Origin of the sequence: Pseudomonas pergaminensis (assembly GCF_024112395.2) — a bacterium.
Classification (GTDB): domain Bacteria; phylum Pseudomonadota; class Gammaproteobacteria; order Pseudomonadales; family Pseudomonadaceae; genus Aquipseudomonas; species Aquipseudomonas pergaminensis.
In genome coordinates, this window is the sequence record NZ_CP078013.2 from 3,107,666 (window position 1) to 3,129,217 (window position 21,552).

Annotated in this window: 20 protein-coding genes and 3 pseudogenes; 5 read left to right on the top strand and 18 right to left on the bottom strand. The window is 53.2% G+C overall.

Annotation, left to right across the window (positions count from 1 at the left end):
- Positions 1-32 precede the first annotated feature (32 nt).
- The 7 genes from KUA23_RS13950 to KUA23_RS13980 form a co-directional block, all read right to left on the bottom strand.
- On the bottom strand, positions 33-479 hold the full coding sequence (locus KUA23_RS13950) for a MarR family winged helix-turn-helix transcriptional regulator (RefSeq protein WP_078828265.1): 447 nt from the start codon (positions 477-479) through the stop codon (positions 33-35).
- 87 nt (positions 480-566) lie between these two features.
- A complete protein-coding gene (locus tag KUA23_RS13955; protein WP_252994160.1) occupies positions 567-743 on the bottom strand; it encodes a hypothetical protein in 177 nt (58 codons plus the stop codon).
- A 76-nt stretch (positions 744-819) separates the two neighbouring features.
- Complete coding sequence (locus tag KUA23_RS13960) at positions 820-1,464, bottom strand: hypothetical protein (RefSeq protein ID WP_252994161.1); 645 nt, start codon at positions 1,462-1,464, stop codon at positions 820-822.
- Positions 1,465-1,477: 13 nt separating this feature from the next.
- On the bottom strand, positions 1,478-1,864 hold the full coding sequence (locus KUA23_RS13965; protein WP_252994162.1) for a hypothetical protein: 387 nt from the start codon (positions 1,862-1,864) through the stop codon (positions 1,478-1,480).
- A 98-nt stretch (positions 1,865-1,962) separates the two neighbouring features.
- Positions 1,963-2,937 (bottom strand): toxin-antitoxin system YwqK family antitoxin, encoded by a 975-nt coding sequence (locus KUA23_RS13970; protein ID WP_252994163.1) that lies wholly within the window; start codon positions 2,935-2,937, stop codon positions 1,963-1,965.
- 240 nt (positions 2,938-3,177) lie between these two features.
- Positions 3,178-4,017 (bottom strand): abortive infection family protein, encoded by an 840-nt coding sequence (locus KUA23_RS13975; RefSeq protein ID WP_252994164.1) that lies wholly within the window; start codon positions 4,015-4,017, stop codon positions 3,178-3,180.
- Positions 4,018-4,122: 105 nt separating this feature from the next.
- The gene (locus KUA23_RS13980; protein ID WP_252994165.1) at positions 4,123-4,785 is read right to left on the bottom strand and encodes a site-specific integrase; all 663 of its coding nucleotides are present in this window, start codon (positions 4,783-4,785) and stop codon (positions 4,123-4,125) included.
- Between the two features lie 772 nt (positions 4,786-5,557).
- On the opposite strand from KUA23_RS13980, the gene KUA23_RS13985 reads away from it, so the two are divergent.
- Complete coding sequence (locus KUA23_RS13985) at positions 5,558-6,505, top strand: hypothetical protein (RefSeq protein WP_078828272.1); 948 nt, start codon at positions 5,558-5,560, stop codon at positions 6,503-6,505.
- Between the two features lie 495 nt (positions 6,506-7,000).
- On the opposite strand, the gene KUA23_RS13990 is transcribed toward KUA23_RS13985, so the two are convergent.
- The gene (locus tag KUA23_RS13990; RefSeq protein ID WP_078828273.1) at positions 7,001-7,213 is read right to left on the bottom strand and encodes a hypothetical protein; all 213 of its coding nucleotides are present in this window, start codon (positions 7,211-7,213) and stop codon (positions 7,001-7,003) included.
- 485 nt (positions 7,214-7,698) lie between these two features.
- Between KUA23_RS13990 and KUA23_RS13995 the strand changes: the two genes are divergently transcribed.
- The 3 genes and pseudogenes from KUA23_RS13995 to KUA23_RS14005 all read left to right on the top strand — a co-directional run bounded on the left by KUA23_RS13995 (position 7,699) and on the right by KUA23_RS14005 (position 9,798).
- Complete coding sequence (locus tag KUA23_RS13995; RefSeq protein ID WP_139372222.1) at positions 7,699-8,280, top strand: hypothetical protein; 582 nt, start codon at positions 7,699-7,701, stop codon at positions 8,278-8,280.
- Between the two features lie 893 nt (positions 8,281-9,173).
- Positions 9,174-9,544: pseudogene (locus tag KUA23_RS14000) on the top strand (TraB/TrbI/VirB10 family type IV secretion system protein); the annotation flags it as partial.
- 32 nt (positions 9,545-9,576) lie between these two features.
- Positions 9,577-9,798 carry a DUF2274 domain-containing protein gene (locus tag KUA23_RS14005; protein ID WP_252994166.1) on the top strand — a complete coding sequence of 74 codons (222 nt, stop codon included), beginning with the start codon at positions 9,577-9,579 and terminating at the stop codon, positions 9,796-9,798.
- Between the two features lie 122 nt (positions 9,799-9,920).
- Here KUA23_RS14005 and KUA23_RS14010 read toward each other — a convergent pair whose 3' ends face one another.
- The 6 genes and pseudogenes from KUA23_RS14010 to KUA23_RS14035 all read right to left on the bottom strand — a co-directional run bounded on the left by KUA23_RS14010 (position 9,921) and on the right by KUA23_RS14035 (position 13,593).
- Positions 9,921-10,439: a hypothetical protein gene (locus KUA23_RS14010; protein ID WP_213569574.1), complete on the bottom strand. Its 519-nt coding sequence runs from the start codon at positions 10,437-10,439 to the stop codon at positions 9,921-9,923.
- A 3-nt stretch (positions 10,440-10,442) separates the two neighbouring features.
- Entirely contained in the window at positions 10,443-10,946 is a 504-nt protein-coding gene (locus KUA23_RS14015) for a GIY-YIG nuclease family protein (RefSeq protein WP_252994167.1), read from the bottom strand.
- A gap of 18 nt (positions 10,947-10,964) precedes the next feature.
- Positions 10,965-11,552, bottom strand: a pseudogene (locus KUA23_RS14020) (phage exclusion protein Lit family protein); the annotation flags it as partial.
- Positions 11,553-11,573: 21 nt separating this feature from the next.
- A complete protein-coding gene (locus tag KUA23_RS14025) occupies positions 11,574-11,888 on the bottom strand; it encodes a hypothetical protein (protein ID WP_252994168.1) in 315 nt (104 codons plus the stop codon).
- On the bottom strand, positions 11,878-13,332 hold the full coding sequence (locus KUA23_RS14030) for a hypothetical protein (protein ID WP_346356407.1): 1,455 nt from the start codon (positions 13,330-13,332) through the stop codon (positions 11,878-11,880). Before KUA23_RS14030 ends, KUA23_RS14025 begins: the two co-directional genes overlap by 11 nt.
- Positions 13,333-13,383: 51 nt before the next feature.
- On the bottom strand, positions 13,384-13,593 hold the full coding sequence (locus KUA23_RS14035) for a hypothetical protein (RefSeq protein ID WP_213569578.1): 210 nt from the start codon (positions 13,591-13,593) through the stop codon (positions 13,384-13,386).
- A gap of 57 nt (positions 13,594-13,650) precedes the next feature.
- On the opposite strand from KUA23_RS14035, the gene KUA23_RS14040 reads away from it, so the two are divergent.
- Positions 13,651-14,103, top strand: coding sequence for a DUF3800 domain-containing protein (locus KUA23_RS14040; RefSeq protein ID WP_252994170.1), 453 nt, complete (start codon positions 13,651-13,653; stop codon positions 14,101-14,103).
- A gap of 13 nt (positions 14,104-14,116) precedes the next feature.
- On the opposite strand, the gene KUA23_RS14045 is transcribed toward KUA23_RS14040, so the two are convergent.
- From KUA23_RS14045 to KUA23_RS30310, 4 genes and pseudogenes are all read right to left on the bottom strand, one after another.
- The gene (locus tag KUA23_RS14045) at positions 14,117-15,718 is read right to left on the bottom strand and encodes a hypothetical protein (protein WP_252994171.1); all 1,602 of its coding nucleotides are present in this window, start codon (positions 15,716-15,718) and stop codon (positions 14,117-14,119) included.
- A gap of 153 nt (positions 15,719-15,871) precedes the next feature.
- Positions 15,872-18,847, bottom strand: coding sequence for a TrlF family AAA-like ATPase (locus KUA23_RS14050; protein WP_346356411.1), 2,976 nt, complete (start codon positions 18,845-18,847; stop codon positions 15,872-15,874).
- A 408-nt stretch (positions 18,848-19,255) separates the two neighbouring features.
- Complete coding sequence (locus KUA23_RS30305; RefSeq protein WP_370661146.1) at positions 19,256-20,131, bottom strand: methyl-accepting chemotaxis protein; 876 nt, start codon at positions 20,129-20,131, stop codon at positions 19,256-19,258.
- Positions 20,132-21,292 (bottom strand): annotated as a pseudogene (locus KUA23_RS30310) (HAMP domain-containing protein); the annotation flags it as partial.
- Positions 21,293-21,552: the final 260 nt, after the last annotated feature.

Genomic DNA, 21,552 nt, shown 5'->3' on the forward strand with positions numbered 1-21,552 from the left:
ATACAAAAAAACATCACGCGTGATATTTAATTCTAGCCTTCTAAATTTGCAATAAATCGTTGGAGTAACGCCACTAACATCGCTGCTTCCTCAGGCGTGAATCCATTAACGCCTTGTGCGTTCGTGTCGAGCAAAACATGCCGTCCTAGAGCGGCAGTATCCCGACCGCTTGGTGTGATGCTTACAAGCGCAGCTCGCTTGTTTGTCGCTACAACGGCCCTCTCAATCAGGCCGGCCGCTTCTAGCTTATCAAGCGTCGCAACCATGGCTGGCTGTTTTACTGCAGATGCCTTCACGAGATCCCGCTGCAGCATAGGGCCGCGCCAAGACAGCCATAGCAACGGGCCGATTAAAGTCAGCGATGTCCCATGTGACCTTAACGTAGCTTCTACCGTGCGATGAAATACGCGTTCTGCTCGCTTCGCGAGGTAGCTGGGAGCAACAGCCGCGTCGGGATGAATATCTTTGTCATTGTTCATGCCAGCATTTTGTCGGAAATTGATGACTATCACTAGCCTGATGCTGAGTTAATCCGAATGGCATCCCCCGATCAGCGTTTTCCGTGATTAGGACAGGGTGACGACTGGGCCACCCATGCGCTCGATCAGCTCGTCACTGCTGGACTCGTTCACATGGTCAACCGAACCGTTAATTTCATCGGCTCCGTGATCGTGGTCTTGAAACACCACCTCGGCATCCGGGTCCATTTTCTTCAACTGTCGGATCAGCTCTTTGACTTTCATCTGCGCCTTTTTCCTATCGTCCTGTCCGCACCTAGCATAGCGTGCTGATTGCTTTGAAGTGGGTGATGTTCACTGGCTAACTTTGTCTTGGGGAAAAATGGCATTTGACACTTATAGTGCTCAATCTGCGCCTGTCGATTGTGTACTCATACTCCTGTAAATAGATGCTGTGAGCTGATGGGCCGGCGATTATTGATTTCGCAGTTCCAGTTGTTTCCAAGATCACACCGCCTCTCCCTTCAGCGTTCAACCCACTGGCAAACATCTTGGCTACACTCTCTTTATCACTCCAAGCAGTACCAATTCTTCCGAGGTCGAATCTATCTAAATTTTCTCCACGATATAGGAGCAGCTCAGATCCGTCGTATCGAGGTAACCACTTCCAGAGCATGTCCATTAACAGGTCATCGTCATCAACAAGTGCTCGGATGTGGTGGTGTCCGACATGCCATTGGGTATGAAACCGATCTAGAAGCACAGAGTTTGTAGGCACACAAGCGGCCATATCCCTGATGAATGTACGCCAATCATTTCTATGTCTAGCGATGTCGGAGCCGTTAAGGAGCGGCCCGTATTCATTGCCATCGAGGATATGGCTTAAGAGAGGCGGGTAATCTGATAGCCCAAGGTCAATCTCTGGTAACTTTTTTTGCCATTTTAGCTCGCTCAAATCGATGTCAATGCGCGAAGGGGCATTGTCAGCTTTCATCAGTTTCTTCATCGCTTTTTCCGATCTATTTTGGGTTGGAGGCCGATGCCGCTATTTCGCGAAGATCACTGATGATTTTCGGAACGACAACAGATAATTGACCGTCCCGCAATGCAGCATTTCTAATCGTGTTGGCCACGTCTTCGACGCGCCAATACTCCTCAATAAACCGCGCTGAAACTTCCGCTTTTTCATTGATGTAACTGCTGAGCAGAACGCCTGGCAAATGTGTCAACACAAAGCCCATTGCAACGCGCCCGTGCTGATTAACACATGCAACTAGTAGGGCAGTCATTTCCTCGAAGCGCCCATCCTTGGCCAGCTCGCGTAAAGCTCCAAAAGCAGGCTCGCTGACGTATTTTTGGTCCCAACTTTGAAAGAACTCAGCAATGATTTCTTCTATCGCCCGCATAGTGCTGTCTCACCGAAAATGGTTAATTAGCAGTCAAAGCTGCACTTCTTACGTCCTGAGCCCAGCATTCGGCAGGGTTCAGTGTTCCTCAAGATACTTCATGGCGTTTTCCCTTCAGCGCACCACTGTTCCCATTCAGCTATTTGGTCGTGCCTAACCATCGCTTCTTCCCCCATTTCCTCACGATAAGCATTCATCCACTGGTCAGAGCAGTCTCCAGCAGTGGCGATGTTTTGAATATTGTTAGATTTTCTTGATGGTACAACAGGGTGCTGAATGCCAGACCTATCTAGGTCATACAGTTCTGTCTCTCCAGTGGAATTATATCGGGTTATTCTGGCATACTCGCCTTGAAAAGGAGCAACGGTACGGCTGACGCTATTGTCATCATTAAAGAAGGTGGCAAGACCATCTTGTTTCCCATCAATGAAAGTTACCTCCATCTTAAGCTTTCCGTAATCCCACCACTCACGATGCAGACCGTTCTCTTTACCGTTGTTCCATACGGTGGAAAATACCTGGGTACCATTTCCCTGCCAGCGATCATCCGTACCGTCTAATGTGCCCTTTTTATAGCCTTGGCTCAGGAGCTTTCCTTGCCCGCTGGGGTTATAAATTTCAAGTCGCCCGTCGAATTTGCCATCGTTGAAGGCAGCGGACAGGCTCAGCCGACCCTTGGAGTCGTAGATAGTCCATTTACCCGATGCCAAACCCTTATTAAACTCGCCTTCCAAGCGCACAAGTCCGGAGTTGCTCCTGCAAGCGATTTTTCCGTCTCGTAAGCCTTCACTGGCGCCAACGTCGCAAATTAGAGACGGAGTAGGAAGGGTTTCTTGGCGGTTTGCTGGCTCTACATTACGGAAGTGAAGGCCAAGCAGATCAGTTTCTGGGCCATTAATAAGTGTCTTCATGGGAGCATTCGTGACGTATCCAGAAAATGGCTTGTTATCTTTGCCTGAATATATCTTGCCCCCAGATATGCGGGCGTTATCCCAATCAAGGGTATCACTCCCGCATCCCACAAGAGCGGTGCCCAGAAATACTGCAAAAAGCCCTAATTTTATTCCGTTCATTATGTTGCTCCTATTACGTGACTTTCTGGGCTGACGCCTAAATGTGTGAAAGCTGTTCGAAACTTTTCCCATCGACCCTGAATTTTCACCAATTGTGGCCTGCTCTTGCGGTGCTTCTATTTGAAGGCGGTTGCCATGGTCGAGTGCTTTGGGTGATATGGTCAAAAGCTTCCTATGGTGCATCAGGATCAATGGCGACCCACGCTTTCGTGCCGTGGTAGTCATCGCCGCCTATTACAATCAGTCCTCCACCTTTGCGGCTCGCTCGTCCCAGGTTTCAAGAACGAATGCGGCAATTGTGTGTGCTGCATGCACTGCTAACCGGGCGTGTCTAGGTTTTAGTCTGTAAGGTCGCTTCACAGGACCATGTGCTGAGCTTCCATGCGTGCGCAGCGCGCCGATCCCATTCACTGTGGCCATGATCCCACTGATAATTTCCTGAAGATCTCGCTCCTCTACAATCGATGCGTCTAGTCCAAGATCTGCTTTGACGACCTTCCATACTGATTGAAGGTCCTGCTTGGCTGGCATTGAGAGGTGTGAATGTTCCTCAATATAAATTTTGAAAATCGTTTCTAATATGTTGCACGCCGCTGATACTGCTTCTCTTGGGCTTGCCACGACATTTTTCAAAGCGCGGTCGAATTCAAAATCAATCACATCTAGGTTCCGAGCCTTAACGAGCTCTGCCAGAGATTTTGTAGCAATACCTTGTCCATGGCTAAGAATTCCGCCAGAGCTATATGAGAAACCAGCTCTGGCCAGAGCGTCCTTGATTTTTTTTACCCTCAACTTATGCGCCTCAACGGCAGCTTCGGGTTGCCAAAAGGAGGAACTGGGTTCCGGTGCATCCAGATATTTTTCGACAATTCGCCCAATAATCGAAAGCGCGCGGTCGCCACTCTCCTTGTTTATTCGTCTCAACCAGTCAAGCGCCTTTACCGGCTTGCTTCCCTCGGGAGGATCACCAGGTGCTTCTGCGTACATAAACAAGCTATCTAAGCTTGCGTGAGTTTCGGCCTCTGCTACCGCGTCAGCGACCGCGGCGAGTACGAAGGCGGGTACCGGAAACTTATTCATAATCAGAGAACTCGGCCATACAGTTGGTGATCGATTTCTTGCCGCCCCATCTCCAGCGCAGGGACTCGGCTTTGAAATCCTCCGGGGTCAATCTTTGAACCAACATCAAATAATTCTCCGCACTATGTCGCCCAGACGGGCTGGATCACCTGCGCATAGCTTCTTGACTGCTTCCAGACTCTCGATGCCCAATATCTCGCTGATGTGCCGTAAGTCGATGCCGCGGCGTTTCAACTTGACCGCAAGTGTGCGGCGTCCAGACTGTGCACTGGCTCCCTCGATCCCGGCCGTGCTGAACAGGCGTGTATAGAGTCGGCTGAGCTGGTTCGCGCTGTAGTACGTTTTACCGTCACGCTTCTGAGCGCTGATCTTCAACCCCTCGCCAGTGCGACCGGACACGAACAATGGCGAGTCAGGATCAAGTCCACGAAAGGCCATCACTCTGGTTGAAACGCCGTGACCACGTGCGAGGCGTTCGGCAAGGTGCGCGTCTATGGCATTAGTCAACTTCTTGCTGGTCCAGCACAACGGCCTGGAGCGATGGTTGTAGGCGATTTCTGCGCGCACCAAGGAGTCGATCAGCACAGTGCCAGATTCTGTGAGGTAGTCGCTCACGCGAAGGCGGCAGATCTCTGTCACGGTCATGCCGGTGCCAAAACATGTAAGCAGCAGCGCCGCATCACGACCGCCATTCTCCGGGCTGCTCACTTTGGCGACTCGTACAGCGTGTTCTAGCTGCTCATCTTCGATAACGATCGCCTTGGGCATACTTCACTCTAAATGCTGATTTACCATCAATCCTGACATAGTACGTCAACAAAAAGGCCGGGGATAGCCCGGCCTGCTCGATGTATCTGGTGTTCACGGAAAATGAGAGGGGGCATATAGGGATATAGGTGTAAGCAATAAGCCAGAATGACTTTAGATATGCAGTCGCATGCTGTAAGCATTGACTATGGGGCTAAACCAGAACCGTGTCGGCGGTCTGCTTTTGGCCCAGAGTGTGTAAAAACGCTTCGCCAAAATTGAAGTGTGCGCGCCTACGTTAAATCTGAAATTTATCGGCACATCAGCAGATGTGGATTTCGCGTAGAAACGCGATTTTCAGTCCGGTTTTGAGTAGCGGTCGCGCTCAAAACTGTTTTTACACAGCCTCGTCCAAAAGCTGAAATTCGGGTCAGAGGGATACGGTGGACCGGCGTCTGCGCACCTCGACGGATCCCCAACCTACTTCACTCCGAGGAAGAGGTGGGAGCAATACGCGCAGCGCTAGTAGCGCAGTAGAAATCTCAGGAACAGCTGAAGCCGTTAGATCTCGATGCGGAAGGTCAGATCGGCTCATAACATCTAGATGGAATTTTGGTGTGGGCTTTTTGGTAGGATCTGTGCTTGAGGTGATTTTTAACCGGACGAAGTTCTCTAACTAAGCTGGCTCCTTTTTGAGTTTGATCGGATTTATGCAATATCGCCGGCTTGAGATAAATAGTAGTATCTGAGAGTCGTATAGGATTTTTGCGTAAACACCTGATGGAGTTGAATAATGAGAACTCGGAAATTTAGAACATTGAATCTTGGGAAAATTACCGTTATCGCGGTAATTTCTCTTATAATTGGTATCTGGATTGGTGCCTGGTGGTGGGTTTCCAATCCATCAGACTTTATCAAAAAACTGACGAATCAACCGTTAGCAGATACCTTCAGCAGCGTTAATGCCCTTTTCGCGGGGCTAGCATGTGCTGGCGTACTCATCACGATTTATCTTCAAATGCGCGAATTGAGTGTGACTGCAGATGATCTAAAGAAGACAGCAGAAGCCAACACAGCCACGGCGCGTGCGATTAGTGATACAGCCTTGGCTAACGGTGAAATGGCTCGGGCCAGTCTTAAAGTTGCCATCCATGCGGACGAGCGATCAGTGCTAGATCTATTTCAGGTGTACTGCAGCCAATATTTTCAGGACGTGAAAAACTCTTCAATGAGCGTACTGATTCCATGTGTAGCCAGCAAGGAGTACTTTGATTTTTTAGTGAGCCGTTTTTTTGTCGCAGAACAACTCTCTCTCCCATCAAGTTGCTGGAAGAGAGTGTCAAAGGTCACATATTCCAAGAGCTATGACGAATTCATCATTCAGGAGCAGCACCACCGCTACAAACTCGACGAACTTATTAATTTTTTTACCATGTTGACTGGCCGTGATAACGCTCGTGAAATCATCTTGCGTTGTGACTTTTCTTATTCTTGGTGGCGGCCATTGTTTTGGATGATCGCGTCTCAGCAAGAACGCCGTGTTAATGAGCGTCCACGTGTTCGAGCCTATGCTACACCATTGTATTTTTTAAAGGTGGTGAAAAAGTTAGATGAAATTTATGGTTTTGAGCCGTTTCCATCTGATGCTGAGATGTGGGATTTCATTGTTCATCACCCAAAAATTCAAAGTTACTATTTGGATCCAGCGCACGGAGCGCATCTGTCCAAAAGCGCGGTATGAGGGCAAACTCATCAACTTCAAGCTACACCTTACTCAGGATATGGCGTTGTAGATCGCCAGCTGCCGATTTGTCGCCGACAACCACATACCTAACACCTGTCGGCGAGCAGGCGACTACCTTGCTGCACGAGACGACCGGTATGTGGTTAAAACCGGTATTTCGACTTACAGACATGGCCGGCAGTTATCGCTGCATAGCTGACACCCGCTGGCAAATCACGAACGGCAGCTACTTTGGGATTGACCGCTTCTAGCCGAAAGCAGTTCGTTATACGAATTAATATTGACCATAGTTTGGCTTGCCGGGCGTGACCTTGAACTCATGGGATAGCCAGCACCACCGGTGGGGCTATGGGGCAAAAATGGGGCAAACCATGCCATTCAATGCCCATTAGGCGTTTATGCGAGGAGGCAAGAACAGGCGTTACAGACAGCAAACACGGGGCTATAGCGCCAAAGCTGTCTCATACCCCAGCACAATCGGGATGTGCTTTGTCAGAGAGGATTGGTTCGTAACTTCGCCAGGCCCTGCTTGATGTGCCCAGCGTTTTCGCCGATCAAGAACAGCGCACCACGTACGTTATTGCCAACCTCATCAAGGCCTTGCTTTTCGCTTTGGAGAGTCAATTCCATCAGCGCAGCTTCTAACGCGAGCTGATTCTCGTACATTCGTTCAAGCAGATCCGGCAGTGAGTATTCCCCTGACATGTGTGCTGTCTCATCTAAAAGGCCTAAGCATAGCAGCGCTTACCAAATTGATGCGTGCTTAGAAATTGCTACGAGAACGGCAGCTCAATGCCTGGTGGGCAGAGCTGGCGGTGGTATTAAAGAAGGCTATGTCCAATCCATCGTCGGGAGGATCGTTTCGGTCGTATGCGATTATAAGCTGCCGTCCGCGAAGGGCAGCAGTCGGCAGAGATCAGCCCTTCACAAAGATCTGCTTTGGGGTGAATAGTTGCCATCGGGCATGCCGCCTCCAGAGGCGCCCGGCAGAGGCCTACTTGTACTTAGCGCTTAAGGACCACGCTGAAGTCAATTGCTGACAAGAACGCTTTACATGTCAGCATAGGTAGCGTATCTCCAGAATGAAGGGCTGCCTTTTAAGTGACATGCTAAACCGCAGTCCTGGTCTGGAACTCAGCCGGTTCGATTATTTAAAACCTTAAAATATTCTCCTTAAACCATAGGCTCACATGAAAAATGATAGCAATGCTGTGATTCGTTTTGCTGTTCAAAATTATTTTGGCGGGAAAATGCCAAAAGCCGCAATCGCTACCGGCTACACTCACGCGCAGATAAAAAATTGGGTAGACGACGTGGTCGTTGCGAGGGTCTCCACTGCGAGGTACGTGATGGCAGTGGCACTGATACCAGAGTTTCAGGTTGTTTGTGAGCACGCCCAGTACGATTGTAATGAAAGTTTGTCTCCTCAGCTCAATGTAATGCTTAACGGGCATGCTGATCACCCGGGGGTGTATGCTTTTTATGATAGTTTTTGCAACTTGATTTATATTGGGAAGGCAAACGCCTCTCTAAAGAAAGAGATCACAAGCGCGATAGCCCGAGAGGTAGACTTGCCTTTCCCTAAGACAGCTGTTGTGCCTGAGAATAGAAAATCTGTGGTTCGTTACATCTCGGCCTATGACGTGGGCGGAATGGATCACTCAGATTACCCCCGTCACGTGGAATCTCTAATTTTGAGATTGAACAAGCCACTTTTGAACAAACAAGTAGGTAAATTAACAAAGATTTTGCCGAAAATGCCTGAGCTGTAAACTATCAATGACGCTATTAGCTGCGGGGATGGTCACGTAACAGTTGAGTCCAATGAGGCTCGTGATGTGACGTGTTGATAAATGTTCAAAGCCCGCTTTTGGAGGATCGTGCCCTGTTTTTACGGGGCGACAATCTCCCCCTTAACTGCCGGTCTCTAATGGCTGAAATTGGCCGATTGTGTTGAAAAAGTCGGCTTTCCCGAAACACTCGAATATTGAGGGATGAAAACACCTCAGTTGCACGCTGCTACGCGAAATCCGAGTCCTGAACCTTCTGCCAAAAATTCAGATTTCAATCTCAGGCGCGTACTTTTCTGGCGCGGAATTCGAAGCCGACTTTTTCAACAGAATCGGCCGAGAGCTCAGTCATAGCTGCTCCATGTTGACAGAGCTTCCGAAGAACATTTTGACATGGCTCTAGAACAGTAGTTTCAGATTGAAAAAATAGAATTATGCCCCCAGTTATGCCCCCAGTTATGCCCCCAATTGCACAGGGTGTACGAGCGATCGCGAATGGCGATTTCTGACATGGACCAGGGTGGCCGTCAGCGGCCTCCAGTGTACGCCAGTCTCGGCTTGTTCGGAGCATGCCTGATGATTGGTTGCCCAGGGCAGGGCGTCAAGCGCACTTTAGGACCGTACAGCGTCCTTGCGCATCTATCATTTTCAACTTGATCGCTGCTCGGCAAACCCAGGCGGCTGGTCTACGTGAGCCGTAGCTAGGCGCGCTGTCCGTCGCGCGCGTGACAGTGATGGCACCGGCTACGACTGCCACGACAGCCATGCCGGTCGAGTGAGAATGAATCAGGCCATGCTTGGACTACGGCTCGTCGCGCGGATGGCCACGGCCTTGGTGATCGTGCCTTCTGACTCGCTACATTCCGAGTTGGTCGAGCCGCGTGCAGATGGTATGGAGTCGCATCATTTTGCCGGACACCTCTTCGCTCGCGCTCGACAACCTAGCGGGCACTGATCCGGCTGGTTACGCTGGCCTTGAGGATGGTGTCGATTGGCTCTGGGATCGCATCTTTGCAGGTGCTGCGTTGACGACATTGCTGGGTGTCGGTGCGGAGTTGGCCGCACCGGAGAATCGCCAAAACGGTGATCGCGTCATCATCGCAGGGCGTCACAGCATACAGGACAGCGTGAATGAGGTGGGGCAGGAGATGACCCGACGCAACCTCAACATCCAGCCAACGCTGACTGAGCATCCAGATTGCCGGTCCGCGTCATCGTCATTCGCGATCTGATTCTGGGGCCGTAACAGCTTCTGTTCTTCGATCGGGGGATATCAAGATGAGCGCATCGCGCAAGCTGCGGCTGGGGCCGCTCTCCAGGACCGAGAGCGTCAAGCCGACCACCATGTGCCCAGCGAGATTGAAAGCCGACTTGGACCGCTATGCGGCATTACACGGTCAAGCGTATGGCGAGACCGTCGATGCAGCGACTCTCATTCCGTACATGCTGGAGGCCATTATGGTATGGGACAGAGGATTTAAGAAGGGCGACCCGAAGTAGCCGCGTAGGACACACTAGGCTTACGGTCCCACACTGCGCGTTCGGGGATCCTGGAGCCTGGATTGAGCGCGAGGGACCGGTTCAACTTGGCTAGGGAACGGTCCTCAAGGGCGGCTGGACTGTTAGCCGAGCCGGCCATGGCGTTCGAGTATTCGCATCAAAATGCTGTTCGCATGACTGAAGTTCTCGCGCTGATCGCGAAGCTCATAGGCCCATTTTTCGCCATGGAAGAGATTGTTGCGTAGGCGCCAGACGATCATCAGGAGAACTAACATTCGGTCGCGTGGGGTGTCGTTCACTCCTTCAACAACCTCCTGAACGAGACTAAGGTGGTCTGAGGGCCGGAGTTTCAGGTGAGGGAAATGGTGAGTCAATTCACCGTCGGCATAGTAACGGTTCCGAAAATAGGCAAGCTCCCCCTCGTAGAGCTCAGCTCCTAGCGTTCCGTCCAAAGACCAGGCATCGATTCGATCGCGGATGCGATCAGTCCGGGCGTGGTTCTCCATGATCTGTGCCTCGAAAAGACTCCAAAGAAAGGCGAAGTCGAATATGACGCGACGATCAAGATCTGGTAGGCGCCGAAAGCCGGGGGCTCGGGCTTCAAGCCATTGTTCACTTGCACTAAGTTCCTTGTCAGTCATGGCTCAGTCGTCCAAGTATTCGTTGCGTGGGTCCAAGTCCGAAAAGTCCGTTAGCGTGTCGCAGTTCAGACAGTGGTGCATCTGTGATGCATTTTGAAAGTGCATGCCGCACAGGCAGCCGCAGTAGGGGCAGCATTCATGGATCTCAAGATCGCCCCATTCCCATACCCCAAGATACTCCGGCACAGCGTCACGGTCATAGCCAATGACCTGGAACGCATCAGCGTTCTTGGCGACAAATCCGTCTAGGCCAGCGCGCATGAGAATGGGCAAGATATCTGCAGGCTCGATTGCGAACCACTCGCCGCGCACATGGGTCGACTCGAAGTGCTGATGAAGCTGGCGTTCAAGCTGAAAGGCATCGGCTACTTCGATCCATCCGAGCAGTTTCAGATCAAGAGGGTTACCGGTCTGGAGATTGCGCTTACGCTCCTCGATGTTCTTCGCCACCCCGATCTTGATAGGAGAGCATCCGTTTTCATCTTCGCCAATGAAATAGACCGGCAAGTTATTTCCCGTAGGCCTTCAACCGAGCCGGTCGAGCAGCATTTCGACCATTTCTTTGTTCGAGTAGGCGACAATGTCGAGCGGAAGGTTTTCCTGCCGCATAAGCGCGATTAGGGCACAGGCCGTGAAGGCCCAGAATGATGAATCGGCTGGCAGAGTGTAGCCACGGATCATTGCTGTCAGCCGTTCGGTGATCGGCGGATATTCGCAATTGCCCCAACGTGCATGGGGCGGCGTCATCGCATGAACGATGACGGCGGCGAGCGTGATGCCCATCGCACGCTTGTTCTGGACCTGGGCGAAATCGTGTCCGTGTACCTTCGCATAGGCGGCGAGCTCGCTTGTCATGAAAGTTCGGGCATATGTGTCGCAGGCGATTTCCTCTTCAGGTCGCGTAGAGGGCGCGCATTTATCGGCGCAGAACATGACGTGCTGGAATTCGTGTAGCAGGGCGAAGGCCAAGGCGAGCGCAACAAGGTCGAATGCCGCCATGTGCTGAATGTTGTTCAGGCCATCACGGTCGGCGCTAGGCAGGGGGATGTCCGCCGGCCAGGATACGTCTGAGGTCTGTTCGGCTGTGATGAGCGATTGGGCGGCGGCGATGCGCTGCTTGTAGTCGAATTCATATTAGCCGCGTTCTTCATCGACACTGAGGGCTTGGTCGAGCGGTAACCCGTTGGATGTCGCGACAACTAAGGCTGGTGCGTACACTTCGATGGCCCGCCACGAGCTGAAGCCAAGCAGCCAGAACAAGTCGATCGTCTTAGTGTCGAACTGGATACGTTTCCCGTTGGCATTCATCGTCACCCCCTTTCTACTTGGCGCGACCTCGACGACATGGCCGTATTGGCTCCAAAGACCGCTGATTTCATCGGCTCGTTCGGGCACGGCGCCGCGGAGGAGATGTAGGATGATCGTCCGATCAGATGGCTCATTCGTCATTGTCGTTGTCTATTCTGTGCTCGTGGGGGGCAGGTGGTTGGCGACGGTCACGCGGCTTGCTCGTCACAGCGGGTTTGCCGTCCATCTGTAGATGAGTGATCGATGAGATGACTGAGTTCGCCCAAATCGTGCTGCATTCGATGTCGCCATCGCGTTCAAACCAGTGGGTCGCGCCGGGGATGAGATCAAACGGGATGGGATGTGTTGCCAATGGGTTGTGAAACACTTCCAGTTCCTGACACCAAGCTTCGCCCCACGGCCAGAGTGCTTGGTATTCGGCACTGTCGACGGCAAGGTTGAAATCGATAGGCTCTAATGCGCCCGGAGTTCGGTCGAAAAGAATGCCGCGCCTAATCATCGTCAGCCCGGGCGGTCGCCATCCTGCCAAGAAACCCATGCGGTTGAATTTGGCGAGCGTTGCAGAATTACTGAAGATGACGGCCGAGAGGTGTGCGAAATTTGGGTCGCGGAAGAGCCCAGCAGGAATGCTGTGTTGGCCCGTCAGATTTGCGATCGGCACTCCAATCGCGCGACGATCAGTGCCATCTCCGGTGACGTCCGCGCGTAAGCCGTAAAGGTAGGTGGGAAGAGCCTCGCGGCTCCAAACCATGGAGCCGAAATCATGGAAGTCGGCGATCGCTAGGGCGAACGGCTGTCCTTTTACATGGTCCAGTTCATGATAGTTGCGCTGGAGTTTGCCGCGCAGCGTCTTTGCGAATCGTTCCGCCGGGTTGCCTGTGAGCCGTTCAATGCGATCCTTTGGGGCATGAACCCATTTCCCGATGCCGCCGGCGCGTGGAAGCTCGGAGTTTGCTGTAACTGCCTCAATCCAACATGCGTTACCTTCCTTCTCGATCAAGAAGTCGGGAGAGACATGGTCTTGTCGGACGTTCAAACCCTGCTCACGAAAGCAACTGAAAAGGTAGAGCTCGAACAGGCGGGACGCGAAGTTGTTGGTTTGAAAATCCGAGACGAAATTGGCGTCGGGGTTGGGAAGCGCGAGGTAGCATTCGCCGACCGCCATGAGCGCCGGCAGGTGGTTGATAGTGGTTGTCAGCAGCTGGAACTCAGGAGACGTCCCACGCGGCCCCGGTTTCAGCAAATGCGGGCGACGCCTGAGTCCTGGCGGCAATGGTTCAGGTGGATCACTGGCACGCATAGCGACGGTGAGTCGGTCTAGTGCCGCCTCGGGTGTGGAGTAGGGCCCGCTTTCATCTACTTTGATCCAACAGTGGTCGATGCGGCGGCGCATGGCCAGATATGCGAAAGCTCCTGTGTCCGGATCAAGAAGAATGCAGCCGGTTACGCCACCAGTTCTGGCCTGATAGGCACTGAAAATATGTGCGGGGTCGAAATTGGGACCGTGCTCGAGCGACAGGGCATAAAGCTCGAATTGGCGCTGGCTGATTAAGGTGAAAAGTCGAGTTTCGCCTGTTGCGGACATGGTCGGCCTCTTAGCCCTGTATGTAGCAGATGCGCGAATTCAAGTCCCTCTTCACAAGGACTCCGCTGCGGCAAGGATGTCGGTGGACTCCCAGTTGTCGATCTGGCGGATGGTCACGAGCTCACGGCCCCAGACGCCCCAATTCGCGGTCAATGGTGCCTGTGCCAGGGGATTGTGGATATAGGTGATTGGCCGAACCTGACGCGAGAGGTTGCCAAGGCCAACCCGTGACCAGATCACGCCAGAGATATCCGCAAACATGCGAAACAGGTCTGGATGTTTCCGAACCTGACGTCATTCACGAGTATATATGCCAGGATGAGTCGCTATTACAGCAGGCGCTTGGCCGGCATCCGCTTGGTACACGTCCAGCAGTTGGAGGTGGAGAAGATTCTGTGCGAGGGAAAAATGACGGCCGAAAACCTGAGCCGCTCCGTGGATCTGCCCTACACCCCGCAGTTTGACTACCGGTTCGAGGAAGAAGCCAGCATCGAGTTTGCGCAATCGCATGAGGCCATCGGCGTGCAGCTGGCCGACATCGTTGCGAGCACTGTGATGCGCTACTTTCGCGACACTGACGCCGCCACACCCGTGTCGAGCGAACTGCCCGAGGCCATGATGCGACTCATCGACGAGGGCGATGGGCGATGGGCGAAGAGGCTATGGCCTCAATCAAGTAGTAGCTACAGCCAACGTCCGACATGCCGAATGAGTGATTCAACTCTGGTGTCATCCACCAGCCCGGCCCACCCCCGTGCGGCGGACACCTGAGCGCAGTAGAGGGTCAAGGCAGGGAGGCATCCAGCGCTGTTTCGAAGGCGGATGCGTTGCCCCTCAGAACGTGATCTAAACTTCCGAATACATTCCGAAGCTCTTGCCGGTAGGCGGCCTTCGTTGGCAAGTTGGCCCCCTGGATCACGGCGGTCAGGAATGACGCTGCAACATCCGCCATCTTCGGATCGCCCTGGAGTTGCACATGGTTGCGAATGGCGATTTCTAGCAGATACGCCTTGAAGGAAGCAGATAGTTTCTCACTCGGAATGATGTCTTGCAGCATTGCGCCAAGCACCTTAGTAGCCTCCTTGGAGATGTAGTGGCGATCAAAATTACCGGCAGAACGCGTTGCCTGCGGGATTTCAGAGTCATCCATCCGCGCGCACTGCTCAGCCCAATCCGTGGCGATGCTGACGAGGCGATAGAGGATATAGTGAAAGGGCGTCGGCCACTCCTGATAGGCATTTTCGTCGCGTGATCCGGACATTTGCTTGAGGATATTTTCGGCGAAGTCGTCAAAATAGTGCAGCCACATATGGTCTTGGAGTCCCTGGTGGATGCCTTCGTGCACCATGATCTCAAAGAGCGTGATGCCGGAATTGATTGGACAGCGAAACCGCCCACTCTGCTGGTAGGAGCCTAGCGGCTGGTTAAGCTTCCCGGCCAAATTCCGGTCTTCATCCAAGCGGCGGCATACTGAGTCACCTATTGCCGCCTCCAAGCCGTTCTTCACCGCCATGGCTGCGTCAGCGAAGAAAAAGCGAAGTAACCGATTGCTTTCCGGCAAATACAAGCGGCTTCCACCATTAAGATTTTGATTGTTTTTCAGCTCGACATAGAGGCGGCTTCCCGGCGCGTCCAGCAATGCTTCGATGTAATGCGCTACGAAGTCGGAGCGTATTGCTTCGTCAGTCTCCAGCAGTTTTAGACAGAAATGTGGGTGCGCCTGCGCCAAGTGAACGATCAAGTCAGGTGAGGTGAGCAGATTCAACAGGATCTCCCGGGCTTGTAGGCTGGCCTGGTCTCGCTCCGCGCATCTTGATTTCAATGTTTGCAACACGCGGCGCCACTGTTTGCGCCAGGCTGAAGGGGATTTAGGGGCTTCCCCACGCAGGAGCGCAGCCAGTTCATTCTTGGAATTGCCCCGGTTTTCGATCCAGCGCACCAGCCAAGACTGTTGCTGGGTCAGGGAAATGAGTGTCGGCAGTTGGGGTTCGACCAGCAGCACCAGCTCATCGTAGCGTTTCGTCAGGTGCAGATTTTCGATCAGCTCACGAAAGACGTGAACTCGCCCTCGGGCCAGTATCGGAAAGCGTGTTCGCCAAAAGAAGTAAAGCGCTACCGAGAGCAGCAGCAGATACACCGCACTGGAACTGTCGAGCCCCCATTTCCAAGGCCCCAAGCTGTAGTACAGCCCAAGTTGCACCAAGGCCGGGGCGAACACCAAGTAGTGGACAAGAAAAAGCACTGTTCCACCCACGACCCAATCCACCCAGGTCGTGCAGAAGCGTAGCCGGAGTCGGTTAGTGGGAGAGATGAGCGCCCACACGGCTGCGATGACTCCCAATATGGTGAGCAGGCCGGTAGTGTCTATAGGAGCGGAGGCCGTCATTGGAGCTGTTGCATCCTTCCGTTGGTCGATGGGATTACACCCAGGTGCAATTTGCGTCCATACCGGTGCAAAGCATCAAGGTGAGGAAAACCGATGTTTGTTCCCAAACATCGGACAATCAATCTACGCATCGAGAGCTCAATGCCGCAGCCGTTAGCGATCCAGCCTAACCCTCAATCGACGTGCGCGTTCGCGGAAAGCCTCTTCGCCGCCCTCCAGAATGTCGCAAACCGCCTTGCGAATAGCAGTGTTCTCAAGGCCGCCAGAAGTGTATTTGAATGGGGGCAACCCACCAGCAGGATGCGGTCCGGCGTCGGCGACAATGATTTGGTCCGCATCGGTGTTGATGACAAGGTTGGCATTGTGCGTGACCATGATTACCTGGCGTTTGGCCTTGGCCGCGATAAATAGGGCGACCAACTCCTCGAACACAGATTTGGGGTCCAAGTTCTCCTCTGGCTGATCGATGATAAGTGGCCGATCGTCAGCATCGTCCAGTGCCAAGTAGAGAAGGAGAAGTACGATTCCCCGCGTTCCAGGCGACAGTTTGCGGATATCCATTCCGTCATAGACTATTTCGTATCGCACCGAGATGTGATCGGTGGCGAAAAGCCAGTGCGCGAACTGCTTCAACCAGCCACGAAACTCTACTTGTTGATTCTGGCCAAAAGGGGCCTGGCTCAGAAGGTCGCGCATGTATAGCGAAATGAAGTTCGCCATCGCTGCCTGTACGTCGGCAGCCGACCCTGTTTCCCATGCTGATCGTAGGGTTGTGTCCGCCAGAGCGATTAGTGCACCGCGGCCTTGGAATGGCCCGGCCTTCCGTCGGTCGAGAAGGTCTTCTTCAGCCACAGCTCCCCAGGTGGCAACGTCGACGACGCGGCGAACCGAGAACCCGAGCTTGCGAAGTGTGCCGGTGGACGCATTCAAGCGCGCCATCAGCGGTCCATAAAGATCGGAGAGCGAATTCTGCTCATTGATGATCGCCTGAAATACTCGGCCATAAGCCTCATCGCGCTCGCTTTGGAGCTCCTTACGACGCGCGCCAGCGCCTTGAGCGTCGGCTAGGCGTGATTGAAGGGTAATGAGCGCGGCGTTCTCTTGGGCGATGCGCTTTGACAGGGTGGAGTACTGACCGCGAATGATATTGTCGGCGCTTAGTAGGACCTCCAGCCGGGCCATTTCAGCCAACAGCGTATTGAGGGTTAATTTGGAGAGGTCAGCAGTATCTGGAAAGAACGGCGTGTTCAGGTCGCTGGTCGGCGTGGTCGGACCTGTGAGCGCTGCAATTTGCAGATCGGACCATGTGACATAGCTGGTCAAACTCGTATCGACATCGCCTTTATAGATCAGCAGAAATTCATCCCATTGCTCCTGATTGAGGCCGCTGAGAACATGCCGCTCCTTGGCTTGGCGAAGCAGCTCGGGGGCCTTGGTATTGCGAGTGCTGACGACCTCATCCTGCAGAGCAACGAATGTCCGGCGCTGATTGCCGTAGGCCTGGATCGTGCCGCGCAGCGTCTGCACGGCCTGTCCGAGCTGGGTATGGCGAATGGCCTGCGCCTCAGTTCCCTTTACGACAAGCTTGGCGAGATCTTCGTTGTAACTTTTGATCTGGCCGGTCTTTTGCGTGACTTGCAGCGCTAGGCCTGTGACAGCAGCTTCCTTTTCAATCTCCGTGGCAATGCGCTCGGATAAATCGGCGATTGCCTCAGCCTCCCGTTCTCTGGCCTGCTGGAAACGGGCGGTGCGAAAATCCCTTAATTCGGCAAAGTCGATAGCGCCGTCAAGATCATCCTGCGGGTGGGCATCAAAGATCACACGCTCTATCTCCGCAATAAGTCCATCGGAGACGCCAGCAGAGGAGCAAAGCTCCTCTACGAATTGCTGCGACAAGTAGCGCGCTCGGGGAAAGGCTAAATGACCGTTTGCATCGCGACCGTCGAGGAAGCGTGTGACTGAAGCACCTCCACCCCATGTCAGCGTTGCAGTCGCGTGGCCAAGCAACTGGCGGGCACGGACGAGAAATGAGGGGCTGATATTTGCGCTCGCACTCCAGCTACCTGGGGTGATTGCGTCACAGCCGGCTGCAATCATGTCAGCAAGCGCGGTCTTGCCTGAGCCGCGCGCGCCGATGATTGCGATGAGCCCAGGATTAAGTGGTATGTCCGGAGTTGCTGCCCAACTCGCGTCTCCGATAGCTATGTTCGAGATAACTTGGGAAGGCATGGCTGTGGACGGCGATTCGCTGCCGACATAAGCACGACCTTCGGGGTCGATACAAGCCTGGCGTAGGGCATCGAACTCTAGACCACCCTTGATCCACGAATAACGCTCTTCAACCGGCTGGCCTACGGTTTTCTGGTCGTGTGCGTCGCTGCCGTGGAGGCAGGGCTTGCAGCCGCCATATCGCTCCTTCAGCTGGTCGAGCGTCACGCCCTTACGACCAGACCAGAACTCGCGCTGTGCCGTACTACTTGAGAAGATGATGTGGGCGAACTTTTCGATCTCCTGACGCATGGTTGCGTCTGCGGCTTGGCGCAACCCCGAAGTTCCGTCGCCCGTCGCGCCTGCAACCGCGATGAGGATGTTGGTCTTCGCCCAATCGCTCTCTCGCATAACGCGGCGAAGCTGGTCAAAACTTACCTTGAATTGCGTGGCACCGTGCGAAAGCGCCGCACGGTCATCGAGAATGCTAGTGTCGGCTTTCTTCCCGAGCGAAATCAGATCTTGGCGAGTGCAGTTGAAGGTATCGCCATGCGCCTGGAACTGAAGGCGCTGAAGGATGCGGTGCAGTTCTGCGACGTGGTTCGGGTCTTCAGGGCTGACTAGGAGATGCAAATTGACGAAGCCAGACTTTGCAGCGACATCTAAACGCAATTCGACGTTGGGAAAAATGAGCTGCACATCTTTTAAACGGCCAGCCGCCTTTTGCCTTAGCACCTCTTCGTAAGTGTCAGTAAGATAATAGTCAGTCACCGCCAGCGCCTCAATTTTCGGCGCGACTGTCTCAAGTTTTTTGAGGTAGACATCCCAAGGGGAGTCGCTGCCAAACTGATTATTTAGGACAGTTCCCGGCGCATGGATGTGCGGTTCCCAGCGACGCCATTCAGACCCACGACCAATCATTTGCTCATCCTTGGCGGCCATAGACCGTCCTCATGACCATCTTTGAAGACCTGCTCGGCGTGACCGAAGCAGACGTATTTCTAACACTTTATAAGATTTCTGAAGGGATGAGCACTTAGCTAGGCACAGCAATGCCGGCTCTCCAAGAACTAAGTCGATCTTTTGGAAGGAGGGATGAGGTATCTGCAACGTCGGCGCGGCAGTAGTTCAGCAATTCTGCGTACACGAAGATTCGTAACCGTCCGGGCAAGTCATCTAGCGTAGCTGGCTCTATTGTTTTACGAGATTGCGCAACGATGAAGCTCAGCCCTCAATGTCGATCAGGGACTGCCGGGCATCATCACCCCAGTCAGACCCGATCAAAGCACTTTCTCGTGCTATCAACAATTGAAACGCTTGAGATTCCTTTCAAGCGTTGCTGGATAACTTAAACTTGCCGACTACGCTGCGAAGTTCATTAGCGAGCAATGAAAGCTCGTCAGCCGTTACGGCGTTGTCCTCTACGCCTTCCATGACGATTAAGCTGCTGTTTCGAATGCCGATGACGTTGCGATTGATATCCTCTGAGACCGAATGTTGCTGCACCGCCGCACTTGCAATCTGAGTGTTCATGCCCACAATTCCGTCTACTGCTTCATTGATCTGGTTCAGGCTGCCAGACGCTTGGCTCGCTGCCTGAATGCATTCCCTAGCTCGGGTTTGCCCAGCTTTCATCTGTTGAACAGCGGCATCAGTAGCGCCTTGCAACTGTTGGATGATCCGTCGAATTTCTTCTGTGGAGTTTTGTGTGCGCGAGGCCAGAGTCCGCACTTCGTCAGCCACGACCGCGAAACCACGGCCTTGCTCGCCAGCTCGCGCCGCCTCGATGGCCGCGTTAAGGGCCAGCAGGTTAGTCTGATCCGCGATGGTACTGATGACCTCGATGACACCACCGATTTCTTTGCTGTGTGTCGCTAACGCTTCGACTTTGCTTGCACTGAGCTCCACTTCGTTGGCCAACGCCTCAATAGCGGCACTTGTTTCAATCATAACTTTCAAGCCGTCGTTAGACGCACTGCTTGCAGATTCAGCGGCACGTGCTGCGCCCTCGGTATTCTGGGCCACGTCGGCAACGCTCGCGGTCATTTCGTTGATGGCAGTAGCAACCTGCTCGGTTTCAGCCTGTTGTGAGTTCATTGAGGCTTTGGCTTGGCCTATGGAGATCTCTAGTCGCTTTGCCGCATCTGAGACTGAATGCGAGCTACGCTCCACCTGGCTCAGTGAGCCAGAGAAGGCCGTTACCATGCGGTTAAGTCCCTCGCCTACATCACCGATTTCATCGTGGCTGTTGATTCGGACGCGCGCGCTCAGATCGCCTTGAGCAATACGTGCCGTCACAGCTAGGAGCTCATCAACCCCAATCCGCAGAGCCTTGTAGATGCCGACGAACGCATAGAGCAGCAGTATCGCAATGGCGATAAATAGCTCAGTGCCGAAAGTACGCTCATTACTCAGTGTATTCAGACGCTCATCAATTCGAATTCGCAGCGATTCCTGCATCTGATCCTGAGCTTTGTAAAACTGAGCAACGACGGCGTTTCCACGCTCGCCCAAGGTGTTGGCATTCACGTTTGAGCGCTTGCTCGGATCAAGGTAGTCCACCAGGTCTTTACGCAGATTTTCCAGGTCGGTAATGGCTGTTGTTACAGACGGCTGAACTACACCAGATAATTTCGGCTCTTCTCGGCGAAGCAGGGAAAGGCTCTGCTGCAACTCTTGACGCATTAGCAGCTCATGTTTCAACAAAGTCTGGGCAAAAATACGAGTGGTGTCGTCCAGAGGACGGTCAGCGCTAAAACCGCTGGCCAGACCGCGAATCTGTCCGACCAGATTTATTTGCCGAGGCAGACGTATAGAGCTTAGATCGATGAGGTACAACGAACCTGCTTCTTCGTCCAAAATCATGCCGGAAGTGGCCGTAATGTAGTAAACGAAATTCATTAGGTCGGTTAACTGGTCGTTCCACGCGGAAAAGATCACCAAAGGTGCTTCGCCTGCTTTGGCGCGTTCAACCAGCTGCACACTAGCGGTACGCAACGTCTGAACTCGGTCTGTCGTTGCCAGTTGGGTGCTAAATTTTGCGTCCTGCGCAGCAAGAGTCGCATAGGCATCGTTAAGCTTTTCAGCATTGCGTGCTGCATTGGCTACTGCGTTGGTGTCACCGCTGAGCATGCCGTGTGTCAGCGCCCTCTGAATCATGGTTAGACGCAGGATAGGGGTGACGTCCAACAAGTATTGTTGACCCACCTGTTCATGCTTGATGCCCGTGATGCTCGTGTTCAGTGAAAGCATCACCCGGGTGCCTAGCAGGAGCAGAGGAATCAGGACAATAAATCCCAAAATTGCGAATTTCATGGGGAATCGAACACGGTTGGTAACGAACAGGGCAGGCGCTAATAAATTCATCGGGTTCTCGATCACTCAAGGTCTGTGAGTGCTTTCTTAGGCGTTAAAAAGTGCCCATCTCTCATTTATGGGTATGAGGTAATGAAAGCATTCCAAGAGATCTTCCTCAAAAGCCGCTTACTCTCCTTTGTTACAGGATCGAATTGCCGCGTTTCTCTTGGTACGAAAACTATCGGCTGAACCGGGCGAAGCTGTAGGGAGGAATGCATGGATAACCAGCATAAAGGCTAAGTAGACCGGTAATGGCACCAGTTGGAGGT